14 protein-coding genes are annotated in these 12,713 nt (G+C 71.8%); 13 read left to right on the top strand and 1 reads right to left on the bottom strand.

What is annotated here, in order from left to right; genetic code table 11:
* Positions 1-13 precede the first annotated feature (13 nt).
* Positions 14-787, top strand: coding sequence for a peptide-methionine (S)-S-oxide reductase MsrA (gene msrA, locus HQN59_RS08070; RefSeq protein WP_176067944.1), 774 nt, complete (start codon positions 14-16; stop codon positions 785-787).
* Positions 788-803: 16 nt separating this feature from the next.
* On the opposite strand, the gene HQN59_RS08065 is transcribed toward msrA, so the two are convergent.
* The gene (locus HQN59_RS08065) at positions 804-1,286 is read right to left on the bottom strand and encodes a YqaA family protein (protein WP_176067942.1); all 483 of its coding nucleotides are present in this window, start codon (positions 1,284-1,286) and stop codon (positions 804-806) included.
* Between the two features lie 129 nt (positions 1,287-1,415).
* Here HQN59_RS08065 and dusB point away from each other — a divergent pair, with 129 nt between their 5' ends.
* The 12 genes from dusB (at position 1,416) to HQN59_RS08005 (ending at position 12,710) form a co-directional block, all read left to right on the top strand.
* Complete coding sequence (dusB, locus tag HQN59_RS08060; protein WP_176067940.1) at positions 1,416-2,447, top strand: tRNA dihydrouridine synthase DusB; 1,032 nt, start codon at positions 1,416-1,418, stop codon at positions 2,445-2,447.
* Positions 2,448-2,450: 3 nt separating this feature from the next.
* Entirely contained in the window at positions 2,451-2,693 is a 243-nt protein-coding gene (locus HQN59_RS08055) for a helix-turn-helix domain-containing protein (protein ID WP_176067938.1), read from the top strand.
* Positions 2,690-4,297 carry a bifunctional phosphoribosylaminoimidazolecarboxamide formyltransferase/IMP cyclohydrolase gene (purH, locus tag HQN59_RS08050; protein ID WP_176067935.1) on the top strand — a complete coding sequence of 536 codons (1,608 nt, stop codon included), beginning with the start codon at positions 2,690-2,692 and terminating at the stop codon, positions 4,295-4,297. Before HQN59_RS08055 ends, purH begins: the two co-directional genes overlap by 4 nt.
* A gap of 117 nt (positions 4,298-4,414) precedes the next feature.
* Positions 4,415-5,032 (top strand): lysophospholipid acyltransferase family protein, encoded by a 618-nt coding sequence (locus HQN59_RS08045; RefSeq protein WP_176067933.1) that lies wholly within the window; start codon positions 4,415-4,417, stop codon positions 5,030-5,032.
* Positions 5,033-5,156: 124 nt separating this feature from the next.
* The gene (locus HQN59_RS08040) at positions 5,157-6,125 is read left to right on the top strand and encodes a phosphatidate cytidylyltransferase (RefSeq protein WP_425342697.1); all 969 of its coding nucleotides are present in this window, start codon (positions 5,157-5,159) and stop codon (positions 6,123-6,125) included.
* Positions 6,122-6,679 (top strand): crossover junction endodeoxyribonuclease RuvC, encoded by a 558-nt coding sequence (gene ruvC / locus HQN59_RS08035; RefSeq protein ID WP_176067931.1) that lies wholly within the window; start codon positions 6,122-6,124, stop codon positions 6,677-6,679. Before HQN59_RS08040 ends, ruvC begins: the two co-directional genes overlap by 4 nt.
* Before the next feature lie 76 nt (positions 6,680-6,755).
* Positions 6,756-8,945 (top strand): ribonuclease catalytic domain-containing protein, encoded by a 2,190-nt coding sequence (locus HQN59_RS08030; protein WP_176067929.1) that lies wholly within the window; start codon positions 6,756-6,758, stop codon positions 8,943-8,945.
* A 9-nt stretch (positions 8,946-8,954) separates the two neighbouring features.
* Positions 8,955-9,812, top strand: coding sequence for an energy transducer TonB (locus HQN59_RS08025; RefSeq protein WP_176067927.1), 858 nt, complete (start codon positions 8,955-8,957; stop codon positions 9,810-9,812).
* Between the two features lie 109 nt (positions 9,813-9,921).
* Complete coding sequence (aroE, locus tag HQN59_RS08020) at positions 9,922-10,788, top strand: shikimate dehydrogenase (protein WP_176067925.1); 867 nt, start codon at positions 9,922-9,924, stop codon at positions 10,786-10,788.
* A complete protein-coding gene (locus HQN59_RS08015; protein ID WP_176067923.1) occupies positions 10,785-11,576 on the top strand; it encodes a transglycosylase domain-containing protein in 792 nt (263 codons plus the stop codon). Before aroE ends, HQN59_RS08015 begins: the two co-directional genes overlap by 4 nt.
* Positions 11,577-11,598: 22 nt before the next feature.
* Positions 11,599-12,195, top strand: a complete 597-nt coding sequence (locus HQN59_RS08010; protein WP_176067921.1) for a hypothetical protein — start codon at positions 11,599-11,601, stop codon at positions 12,193-12,195.
* A complete protein-coding gene (locus tag HQN59_RS08005) occupies positions 12,192-12,710 on the top strand; it encodes a redoxin family protein (RefSeq protein WP_176067919.1) in 519 nt (172 codons plus the stop codon). Before HQN59_RS08010 ends, HQN59_RS08005 begins: the two co-directional genes overlap by 4 nt.
* The last annotated feature ends 3 nt before the right edge of the window (positions 12,711-12,713 follow it).

The raw sequence follows: 12,713 nt of genomic DNA, 5'->3' as shown, positions 1-12,713 counted from the left end.
GCAGGAGACCGCGATGAACGAGACCCACCCCGAAGCGCCCGTGGCGGCCGGCCGCCGTCTGATCCTGCGCGGCCTCGTCGGCGCCACCGTGCTGCTCGCCGGGGCGTCGTTGCTGCACCTGCCGACCAGCCAGGCCGGCGAGACCGGCGAGGCAGCCGTGAAGATCGCGCCGCCGGCGTTCGACGCTGCCGATGCGGCCGGCACGCAGCGCGCGGTCGCGGTGTTTGCCGGCGGCTGCTTCTGGGGCGTGCAGGCGGTGTTCCAGCACACGGACGGCGTGCTGCAGGCGGTCTCGGGCTACGCGGGCGGCAACCAGCAGAGCGCCAAGTACCCGCTGGTCAGCAGCGGCATGACCGAGCACGCCGAGGCGGTGCAGGTGACCTACGACCCGCGCAAGGTCTCGTACGGCAAGCTCCTGCAGATCTTCTTTTCGGTGATCCACGACCCGACCCAGCTCAACCGCCAGGGCCCGGACACCGGCCCGCAATACCGCTCGGCGATCTTCGTCGCGAACCCGCAGCAGAAGCAGGTGGCCGAGCGCTACATCGCGCAGCTCGACGCGGCACGCGCCTGGCCCGCGAAGATCGTGACGAGCCTGGAGCCGCTCAAGGGCTTCTACGCCGCCGAGGCGTACCACCAGGACTACGCGACGCTGCATCCCACGCAGCCGTACATCGCGCGGTTCGATCGGCCCAAGATCGAGAACATGCGAACGATGTTCCCGGAGCTGTTCCGCAAGGACCCGGTGCTCGTCAACGCGGCCGGCGCGCTCGCCAGCAAGTCCTGAGCGGCGCCGCGACGCTTCAGCGCACGTAGACGCCCGGCCAGGCCCACAGCACGGCGGCCGTCATCACGAAGTAGCGCGCGAACTTGCCGACGGCCATGTAGCCGACGCACGGCCAGAACGGAAGCTTGAGCCAGCCGGCGACCGCGCACAGCGGATCGCCGACCAGGGGCAGCCACGACAGCAGGCACGCCTTCGGGCCGAAGCGCTCGAGCCAGCGCAGCGCACGGTTGTCGGGGTGGTGATGCGCGAGCTGCTCGTAGGCACGCTCGGCGCCGTAGCCCATCCACCAGGTGATCGCGCCGCCGACCACCGATCCGGCGGTCGCCACGGCCATCGCGTGCCAGAAGAGGTCGGGGTTGAGCTTGAGCAGCCCGACCACGGCGAACTCCGAGCCGATCGGCAGCAGCGTCGCCGACACGAGGGCGACGAAGAACACCGTGCTGAGCCCGTACTGCGGCAGCGCCAGGAGCCCGGTCATGGTGTCGAACCATCCACTCATCGGGGGCGATTATGAACAGGCGATCGGGGCCGTCCTGACGGGGTAAGCGCGGCCCCGGCGGCGCGGCTTCGGCCGGGGGGCCGCCGCTATACTGCTGCCTCTCTTTTCAGCAGCCACCCTTCCTTTCCCATGCGCATCGGCCACATCACGCTGGCGAACCGCCTGTTCGCGGCACCGATGGCCGGCGTCACCGACCGCCCGTTCCGTCAGCTCTGCAAGCGGCTCGGCGCAGGCTACGCAGTGAGCGAGATGGTGACCTCGCGCAAGGACCTGTGGAACTCGCTCAAGACGAGCCGGCGCGCCAATCATGAAGGCGAGGTCGAGCCGATCGCGGTGCAGATCGCCGGCACCGATGCCGAGATGATGGCCGACGCCGCGCGCTACAACATCGACCGCGGCGCCCAGATCATCGACATCAACATGGGCTGCCCGGCCAAGAAGGTTTGCAACAAGTGGGCCGGCTCGGCGCTGATGCGCGACGAGGCGCTCGCGCTCGAGATCGTCCGGGCGGTGGTCGAGGCGTGCGCGCCGCACCGCGTGCCGGTGACGCTCAAGATGCGCACCGGCTGGTGCGACGCCGAGCGCAACGCGGTGGTGCTCGCGAGGGCCGCCGAGCAGGCCGGCGTCGCGATGATCACGGTGCACGGCCGCACCCGCGAGCAGGGCTACAAGGGCCAGGCCGAGTACGCGACCATCGCCGCGGTCAAGCAGGCGGTCGCGGTGCCGGTGGTCGCCAACGGCGACATCGATTCGCCCGAGAAGGCGCGTGACGTGCTCGCCGCGACCGGGGCCGACGCGCTGATGATCGGCCGCGCCGCGCAAGGCCGCCCGTGGATCTTCCGCGAGATCGCGCACTTTCTCGACACCGGCGAGCACCTCGCGCCGCCGTCGGTGGCCGAGGCGCGCGCCTGGCTGCTCGAGCACCTCGACGATCACTACCGCTTCTACGGCGAGTCGACCGGCGTGCGCAGCGCGCGCAAGCACATCGGTTGGACCGTTCGCGGCCTGCCCGGCGGCGACGCCTTCCGCGACCGCATGAACCGCATCGAGACCTGCGACGAGCAGGTCCGCGTGGTCGGCGACTGGTTCGACGCGCTCGCCGCCAACGACGCCCGCATGCCGAGCGCCCGCCCGGGCTGGCTCGACGCCGAGGTCGCCTGACGCATGAGCAGCAAGAAGCCGCACATCGAGGAGTGCATCCGCGAGAACCTCGAGGCGTACTTCCGCGACCTGCGCGGCGTCGAGCCGGCCGCGATGTACGAGATGATCCTCAAGGTGGTCGAGAAGCCGCTGCTCGAGGTGGTCATGCGCGAGGCCGACAACAACCAGAGCCGGGCTGCCGAATGGCTCGGCATCAACCGCAACACCCTGCGACGCAAGCTCGTCGACCACAAGCTCATCAAATGACGACGAAGCCGCTGCACGCGCTGATCTCGGTGTCCGACAAGACCGGGGTGCTCGACCTCGCGCGCGCCCTGCACGGGCTCGGCTGCACGCTGCTGTCGACCGGCGGCACCGCGAAGCTGCTCGCCGACGCCGGCCTGCCGGTCACCGAAGTCGCCGCGCACACCGGCTTCCCGGAAATGCTCGACGGCCGCGTCAAGACGCTGCACCCGACGATCCACGGCGGCCTGCTCGCGCGCCGCGACGTGTCGGAGCACATGGCCGCGCTCGAGACGCACGGCATCGCGACGATCGACCTCCTCGTCGTTAACCTCTACCCGTTCGAGGCTACGGTCGCCAAGCCCGCCTGCAGCCTCGACGACGCGATCGAGAACATCGACATCGGCGGGCCGGCGATGGTCCGCTCGGCGGCCAAGAACTGGAAAGACGTCGCCGTGCTGACCGACGCCTCGCAGTACGCCGAGGTGCTCGCCGAGCTCACCGGGCACGGCCAGGTCAGCGAGACCACGCGCTTCAAGCTCGCCGTCGCCGCGTTCAACCGCATCTCGAACTACGACGCCGCGATCAGCGACTACCTGTCGTCGCTCGACCCGGCGACGCGCGACGTCTCGGCACGCAGCGCGTTTCCGGCGCAGGCGAACGGCCGCTTCGTCAAGCTGCAGGACCTGCGCTACGGCGAGAACCCGCACCAGCAGGCGGCGTTCTATCGCGACCTCGACCCGGCGCCGGGCTCGCTCGTCACCGCCGAGCAGCTGCAGGGCAAGGAGCTCTCGTACAACAACATCGCCGATGCCGACGCGGCGTGGGAGTGCGTCAAGAGCTTCGCCGGCGACGCCGCCGCCGCCTGCGTGATCGTCAAGCACGCCAACCCGTGCGGCGTGGCGCTCGGCGCCGACGCCGCCGAGGCGTACTCGAAGGCGTTCAAGACCGACCCGACGTCGGCGTTCGGCGGGATCATCGCGTTCAACACCGAGCTCGACGGCGCCGCCGCGCGGCTCGTCGCCAGGCAGTTCGTCGAGGTGCTGATCGCGCCGTCGTACACGGCCGAGGCGCTCGAGGTGTTCGCGGCCAAGGCCAACACCCGCGTGCTGCGCATCGCGCTGCCCACCGACCCGGCCGCCGCCGCCGCCGCGGCTCGGGCATTCCGCGACACCAAGCGCGTCGGCTCGGGCCTCCTGATCCAGAGCGCCGATGCGCACGTGCTCGACCCGGCGGCGCTCAAGGTGGTGACCAAGCGCGCGCCCACCGACGCGCAGCTGCGCGACCTGATGTTCGCGTGGAAGGTCGCCAAGTACGTCAAGAGCAACGCCATCGTCTTCTGCGCCGACGCGATGACGATGGGCGTCGGCGCCGGCCAGATGAGCCGGCTCGACTCGGCGCGCATCGCGTCGATCAAGGCCGAGGCCGCCGGCCTCGCGCTCGCCGGCACCGCCGTCGCGAGCGATGCCTTCTTCCCGTTCCGCGACGGCCTCGACGTCGTCGTCGACGCCGGCGCGACCGCAGTGATCCAGCCCGGCGGCTCGGTGCGCGACGCCGAGGTGATCGCGGCCGCCGACGAGCGCGGCATCGCGATGGTGTTCACCGGGGTGCGGCACTTCCGCCACTGACCCCAGGACACGCCGGCGGCTGAAGACGCGGACCGACGCGAGCGCCGGTCTTCGGCCGGACATCTCGCACGCCGCACTCCAAGGGCGTGGCCGAAGGCGGCGAGAATCGCGCCACCCATGAAGCTCCCCGAGGCCACCGGCCTGTTCCTGGCGTTCCTCGCCCGCCTGATCACCGGCGCGCAGGGCCACTGGTACGGCTGCCCGCCCAAGGCCGAGCAGCGCATCTACTTCGCCAACCACCAGAGCCACTTCGACTGGGTGCTGCTCTGGGCCGCGCTGCCGCGCGACCTGCGAGCGGTGACGCGCCCGATCGCGGCGCGCGACTACTGGACCGCGACGCCGCTCAAGCACTGGATCACGCGCGAGATCTTCAACGCGGTCTACGTGAGCCGCGAGCGCAGCGCCGACGAGGACCCGCTCGAGCCGCTGCTCGAAGCGCTGCGCAACGGCGACTCGCTGGTGATCTTCCCGGAGGGCACGCGCGGCCACACCGGCGAGCCGGCACCGTTCAAGTCGGGGCTCTACGCGCTCGCGCAGGCCTTTCCACAGGTGCAACTGATCCCGACCTGGATCGACAACGTGCAGCGCGTCATGCCCAAGGGCGAAGTGGTGCCGGTGCCGATCCTCTGCTCGGTGACCTTCGGCGCGCCGATCGAACTGCACGCCCGCGAGGAGCGCCGTGCCTTTCTCGAACGCGCGCGTGCGGCGGTGGTCGCGCTGCGGGCGGTGGCATGACGGGGCTCATGCACGCGCAGCCGGCCCTGAGGGTCAACCCGCGGCTCGCCGTGCTCGCGCTCGAACGAGCCGGCGGGGCGCAAGCGCCCCGCCGCGCCGCAGCGGGCGAATACGAGCCCGCCTGATGGGCGCCCTCCGTTCCCTTACCGTGACCCAGCAGGTCGGCCTGCTGTTCGTCACCCTGTTCGGACTGCTCTCGCTCGTCACCATCGTCGCGTTCAGCCGCACCTTCCGCGAAGGCACGCCCGAGCGGCAAGCCGCGCTCGACCGCTTCCGGCGCGAGCTGCGCCCGGTGTGGGCGACCGCGGTGCTGTTCTGGATCGCGTGGGCGTCGGGCGCGCTCGTCTCGACGCTGCTGTTCGGCGTCGTCTCGTTCCTCGCGCTGCGCGAGTTCGTCACGCTCACCCACACCCGGCGCGGCGATCACCGCAGCCTGCTGCTCGCCTTCTTCGTCGTCCTGCCGCTGCAGTACGTGCTCGTCGGGTCGCGCTTCTTCAACCTGTTCACGGTGTTCATCCCGGTCTACGTGTTCCTCGCGATCCCGGTACTGAGCGCACTGGCGAACGACCCGCAGCGCTTCCTCGAGCGGACGGCCAAGATCCAGTGGGGCATCACCGTCACCGTGTACGGCATGAGCCACGCACCGGCACTGCTGCTGCTCGACCTGCCGAACTACGAAGGGCGCGGCGCATTCCTGGTGCTGTACTTCGTCGCGGTGGTCGCGAGCGCGCACATCGCCCAGCTGCTGACCGCCCGGCGCCTGCGCCGCCGCCCGGTCGCACGCGCGATCAGCCGCTGGTTCTCGTGGCAGAGCTGGCTCGCCGGCGTCGGCGTCGGCGGCGTGGTGGGCCTCCTGCTCTACTGGGCGACGCCGTTCAAGCCGCTGCCGGCCGTGGCGATGGGCATGATCGCCGGCGGAACCGGCCTGCTCGGCGAGTTCGTGATGCAGGCGCTCAAGCGCGACGCCGGCGTGCGCTCGTGGAGCGGCAAGGCGTCGGTCACGGGCGCGGTCGGCCTGCTCGATCGCGTCGCCCCGCTCTGCTTCGCCGCGCCGGTGTTCTTCCATGCCGTGCGCTGGTACTTCGGCGTATGACCGCGGCGCGCATCCTCGGCATCGACCCGGGCCTCCGCACCACCGGCTTCGGCGTCGTCGAGTCGGACGGCAGCGCGCTCGCGTACGTCGCGAGCGGCACCATCAAGACCGATGCCGCGGCGACGCTCGACCTGCCGGCCCGCCTCAAGATCATCTTCGACGGCGTGCGCGAGGTGTCGGCGCGCTACCGGCCCACCTGCGCCGCGGTCGAGATCGTCTTCGTCAACGTCAACCCGCAGTCCACGCTGCTGCTCGGCCAGGCGCGCGGCGCGGCCGTGACGGCGCTTGTCGCCGGCGAGCTCCCGGTGGCCGAGTATTCGGCGCTGCAGATGAAGCGCGCCATCGTCGGTCACGGCCAGGCACGCAAGGAGCAGGTGCAGTTCATGGTCATGCAGCTGCTCGGCCTCGCGAGCGCGCCGGGCCCCGACGCCTCGGACGCGCTCGGCCTGGCGATCTGCCACGCGCATGCCTCGCGCGCGCTGAGCGCGATCGCAGCCGGCGCGAACCGCACCCCGAGCGCGGGGGTGCGGTATCGCAAGGGCCGCGCGACATGAAACCCGCGCCGTCCCGCCCGCGTCGTGAGGCTTGCGCAGGCGCCGGGCGGATGGCTTCAAGCGACAATCCGCCCCGATGTACGCCCTCTACGAAGACAGCGGAAAGTTCCACGCCGGCCGCGTGATGAGCGAGAGCGACGCCTCGCTGCAGGTCGAGCTCGAGTCCGGCAAGCGCGCCAAGGTGAAGGCAGCCAACGTGCTGCTCAAGTTCGACAAGCCCGAGCCCGGTGCGCTGATCGCCGAGGCGCAGAGCCTCGCGAAGGAGATGGACCTCGACCTGGCCTGGGAATTCGCGCCCGAGGGCGAGTTCGGATTCGCCGACCTCGCGCGCGACTACTTCGGCGAGTCGGCCGGCATCGAGTCGAAGGCCGCCGCGCTGTTCGGCCTGTTCGACGCGCCGCACTATTTCCGGCGCCTCGGCAAGGGCAACTTCAAGAAAGCGCCGGAGGAGATCGTCAAGGCGGCGCTGCTCGGCATCGAACGCAAGCGCCAGGCCGCGCTGCAGATCGACGCCTGGGCGGGCGAGCTCGTCGCCGGCAACTGCCCGCCGCCGATCCGCGAGCAGCTCTACAAGATCCTCTTCAAGCCCGACAAGAACGGGCCCGAATACAAGGCCGTGGTCGAGGCCTCGCGCCAAGCCCAGCGAGCCCCGCTCGACATCCTGAAGGATGCCGGCGCGATCGACTCGCCGTACCAGTTCCACTGGCGCCGGTTCCTGTTCGAGCACTTTCCCAAAGGCACCGGCTTCGCGGCGGTCGGCGTGCCGGGCGTCGACGGCGAGCTGCCGCTGGCGCCGGTCGAGGCGTTCTCGATCGACGACTCGACCACCACCGAGATCGACGACGCGCTCTCGGTGCAAGGCATCGGCAGCGGCCGCTTCACGCTCGGCATCCACATCGCGGCGCCCGGCCTCGCGCTCGCACCGGGAACCCCCGTCGACGCGATCGCACGCGAGCGCCTCTCGACGGTCTACATGCCGGGCCACAAGATCACCATGCTGCCGCCGGCGGTGGTCGACGCCTACACGCTGCTCGAGGGCCGCGAGTGCCCGGTGGTGTCGCTCTACGTGACGTTCGACGAGGCGACGCTCGCACAGAGCGCGAGCGAAACCCGCCTCGAGCGCATCCGCATCGCGGCCAATCTGCGCCACGACCAGCTCGACAGCGTCATCACGGAAGAGACGCTCTCCGGCACCGCGACGCCGGTCGCCCCCCGATCGGACCGGTCGAGCGACGAGGAGCCCGCCGTCGACTTCGAAGCCGGCGCCTCGCCGGCCGCCGCCGACGCGCACCCGTACCGCGCCGAACTGACCACGCTCTACCGGCTGGCGCGCCACCTGAAGGCGGGCCGCGAGGCGGTGCGCGGCAAGCCCGAGCTCTTCAACCGCCCCGACTACGCGTTCCGCCTCGAAGGCAACGACGACGCCGAGCCCCGCGGCGACGAACGCGTGGCGATCGCGGTGCGCCGGCGCGGCTCGCCGCTCGACCTGATCGTCGCCGAGTCGATGATCCTCGCCAACAGCACCTGGGGCGGCTGGCTCGCCGCCTGCGGCGTGCCCGGCATCTACCGCAGCCAGGCCAGCCTTGCGCCCGGCAACAAGGTGCGCATGAGCACGCGGCCGGCGCCGCACGCCGGCATGGGTGTCGCCCAGTACGCGTGGTCGACGTCGCCGCTGCGCCGCTACGTCGACCTCGTGAACCAGTGGCAGCTGATCGCCTGCGCGCGCCACGGCCGCACCGCGGCGCTCGCCGCACCCTTCAAGCCGAAGGACGTGCAGCTGCTCGCGATCATCGCGGACTTCGATGCGACCTACTCGGACTACAACGCGTTTCAGTCCGGCCTCGAGCGCTACTGGACGCTGAAGTACCTCGAGCAGAACGACGTTCGCCAGCTCGACGGCGTCGTCATGAAGGACGGCCTCGTGCGTGCCGACACCCTGCCGCTGGTGTTCCGCGCGATCGGTGCCGAGTCGCTGGCGCGCGGCGCCCACGTGCGCGTCGCGATCGGCGGCACCGACCTGCTGACGCTCGACGTGCACGCGAGCGTCGTGGGCCGCATCGACGACGCCCCGGTGCCGGACGACGCGATCGCCGACGACGCCGACGACGCGGTCGAAGGCGCGGGCCCGATCGCGATCGCGATCGATCTCGGCGAGGCCAGCGACGACGCCTCGCCGGACGCCCGCGAGGCGAGCCGCGGCGCTTCCATCGGCGACTCCGCCGGCGCCGCATCCAGCGCTGCGGCGTCGCCGCAGGTTCCCGCCTGACGAGCCGCCATGGCCAGGCGCCTGTCGACGTTGCACGTGACGCTGCTCGTCTCGATCGGCGCGCACGCGGCGCTGCTGGGCGTTCACGTCGGCGACCCCGGCCGCTTCGACCGCCTGTTCCGCGAGTCGCCGCTCGAGGTGATCCTGGTCAACGCGCGTTCGGCCGAGGCGCCCACCACGGCGCAGGCGATCGCGCAGGCCAACCTGGCCGGCGGCGGCGACGTCGCACAAGGGCGCGCGACCTCGCCCCTGCCGCCGGCGCCGACCAGCGCGGTCGGCGATGCGGTCGAGGACACGCCCGAGCGCCGGCTCGAGCAGCTGCAGCAGACCGAGCAGCAGCTCCTGACGCAGCTGCGCCGCGAGGTCGCGACGCTGCCGCTGGCCGAGCCGCAGCGCGACGTCACGACGCCGACCGAGCGCGAGCAGGACGAGCGCAACCGGCAGATCGTGCAGACGCTCGGCGAGATCGAGAAGCAGGTCAACGAGCAGAACACGCGGCCGCGCAAGCGCTACGTCAGCCCGGCGACGACGGAGGCGGTCTACGCGCTCTACTACGACGCGCTGCGCCGCCGCATCGAGGACCGGGGCACGCGCAACTTTCCCGAGAGCGGCGGCCGGAAGCTCTATGGCGAGCTGACGATGAACGTCACCGTCGACGCCGAGGGTCGCCTCGTGGAGACCGAGATCGTGCGGCCGTCGACGTCGAAGGTGCTCGATCGCCAGGCCGTGGCGATCGTCGCCGCCGCGGCGCCGTTCGGCCGCTTCACGCCCGCGATGCGGCGCGGCGCCGACCAGCTCGTCATCACCTCGCGCTTTCGCTTCTCGCGCGAAGGCGGCTTCGAGGCCAAGTTGAGTGCACCGTCATGAGGAGACGTTCCATCCCGCCCGCGGTCCCTTCCCTTCCTTCCGAGCGCGCGTGCCCGGGACCCCGCGCGGCCTGCTGCCCCAGCCGAGGCCGCGCGAGCGGTCCGCGCCGATGAGCGACGCCGTCGACCGCTACGTGGTGCTCGGCAACCCGGTGGAGCACAGCCAGTCGCCGTTCATGCAGCAGGCGTTCGCCGCGCAGCTCGGCGAGCGCATTGAGTACGGTCGCCTGCTCTGCGCGCTCGATGGCTTCGCCGACGCGGTGCGCGCGTTCGCGGCCGGCGGCGGTCGCGGCTGCAACGTCACCATGCCGTTCAAGTTCGAGGCGTGCACGCTGGCGACGCGTCACAGCCCGCGTGCCAGGCTGGCCGGCGCGTGCAACACGCTGCGCTTCGACGGTGCCGACTGGCTCGGCGACAACACCGACGGCATCGGCCTCGTCGTCGACATCGAGCGCAACGCGGGCGTGCCGCTCGCCGGTCGCCGCGTGCTGATGGTCGGCGCCGGCGGCGCCGCGGCGGGTGCGCTGGGCCCGCTGCTCGGCGCCGGGCCTGCGGAAATGGTGGTGGCCAACCGCAGCGTCGGGCGCGCGGTCGAGCTGGTCGAGCGTCACCGGCCGGTCGTCGATGCGCAGCCGGCGGGATCGCGCACCCGCCTGGCGGCGGCGCCGCTCGACGACTGCGGAAGCGGCTTCGACCTCGTCGTCAACGCGAGCGCGAGCAGCCTCAAAGGTGCGTCGCTCGCGCTCCCCGAGGGCGTGCTGCGAGCCGGCGGGCTCGCGGTCGACATGGCCTACGGGCCCGCGGCGCACGGGTTCCTGCGGTGGGCCGAGGCGCAGGGCGCGACCGGGCGCGACGGGCTCGGCATGCTGGTCGAGCAGGGCGCCGAGGCGTACGCGATGTGGCGCGGGCGGCGCCCCGCCACCGCCGCGGTGCTCGCCGCGCTGCGTGAGCGCGTCGACACGGCACCCGCGCGATGACGCTGCGCGCCTCGCTCGGCCGTTGGCTGGCGCTGGTGCTGCTCGCCTTCCTCGCGCTGCAGATCCACTTCGCGCTGCGGGTCGCCGCGATGGCCGTGGTGGACCCGCAGTCGACCGCGTTCCAGCGCTCGGAGGCCTGGCGCCTCGCGACCACCGGCGCCGGCTCGGGCTGGAGCCAGCGCTGGGTCGACTACCCGGCGATCTCGAACCACCTCAAGCGTGCGGTGATCGCGTCCGAAGACGCCGGCTTCGTCGATCACGACGGCGTCGAATGGGACGCGATCGACAAGGCGTGGGGCCGCAACCAGCGCGCCGAGCAGGTCGCCGCGCGCGCCGCCGAGCGCCAGGCGCAGCGCACCGCACGACAGGCCGCACGCAACCCCGGCAAGCCGCTGGCGCCGGCCAAAGCCGTCGAACCCAAGGTGGTCGGCGGCTCGACCATCACGCAGCAGCTTGCCAAGAACCTGTTCCTGAGCGGCGAACGCAACCTGCCGCGCAAGGCGCAGGAGTTCGCGATCACCTTCCTGCTCGAGGCCTTTCTCGACAAGTCGCGCATCCTCGAGATCTACCTCAACAACGTCGAGTGGGGCGAAGGCGTGTTCGGCGCCGAGGCCGCCGCGGGGCACTACTTCCGGCGCAGCGCCGGCCAGCTCGCGCCCGGCCAGGCCGCGCAACTGGCGGTGATGCTGCCGGCACCCAAGCGCTTCGAGAAACGTCCCGGCTCCTCGTACGTGACGGGGCGCGCCGGCACCATCGCGGCGCGGATGGGTGCGGTCGACCTGCCCTGAGGCCGGTCCCTAGAATCGCCCGATGCCATCGCGCCTGACCGAAGAAATCGCCGCGAGCGCGGCCCGCCTCGTCGTGGAGGAGGGCCTCGACTACGGCGCCGCCAAGCGTCGCGCGGCGCGCGATCTGGGCGCCAACCCGCGCAGCAGCGAGCTGCCCGGCAACGACGCCGTCGAGGACGACGTGCGCGAGTACATCGCCCTCTTCTGCGCCGACACACAGCCGGCCGAGCTCGCCGAACTGCGCCGCATCGCGATCCGCTGGATGGAGCGCCTCGAGCGCTTCCGCCCTCACCTCACCGGCGCAGTCTGGCGCGGCACGGCGACCCGTCGCAACGATATCCACATCGACCTGTTCTGCGACGACTCGAAGGCCGCCGAGCTCGCGCTGCTCGACCTCGACGTCGACTACGAGGTCGGCAGCACCACCGGGCCCAACGGCAGGACGCTCGACGTGCTGAGCGTCGCGACGACGAGCCGGGAGCTCGGCATGCGGGTGGTGGTGCTCTTCACGATCCTCGACTACGACGATCTGCGCGGCGCGCTCAAGCTCGACGCGGGCGGCCGCTCGCTGCGCGGCGACCTGGCCGGGGCGCGCGCGCTCGCGGCCGACGACGCGTGAAGCGGCGCAGCCTTCTGGCCGGCGCGCTCGCGGGCGGGGCGGTCACCGCCGGCGTGGGCTTCGGCGTCTGGCGCGCCGGCGCGGCCGACGAGTTCGGGCAACACCTCGGCGGGGTCAGTCTGCAACGGCCCGGCGACGCCGGCATGCTCGCGCTCGACAGCCTGCGCGGCCGCCCGCTGGTGGTGAACTTCTGGGCGACCTGGTGCGTGCCCTGCGTCGAGGAGATGCCGCTGCTCGATCGCTTCCATGCCGAGCAGCGCGCCAAGGGCTGGCAGGTGCTCGCGATCGCGATCGACAACGCCCAGGCGGTCGGCGCGTTCGTGAAGCAGCACGCGCTCGCGTTGCCGGTCGCGCTCGGCGGCTACGGCGGCGTCGAACTCACGCGTCGGCTCGGCAACACCGCCGGCGGCCTGCCTTACAGCGTGCTGTTCGACTCGCACGGGCGGGTGCGCGAGCGAAAGACCGGGGCGCTGACGGCCGCCGACCTCGAACGCTGGAAGGCGATCGAGGTCTGACAC

The sequence above is a fragment of the Rhizobacter koreensis genome (assembly GCF_013366375.1).
Lineage (GTDB): Bacteria > Pseudomonadota > Gammaproteobacteria > Burkholderiales > Burkholderiaceae_C > Schlegelella_A > Schlegelella_A koreensis.
The sequence above is the reverse complement of the archived record's forward strand: the minus strand, read 5'-3'. Positions and strand labels throughout refer to the sequence as shown.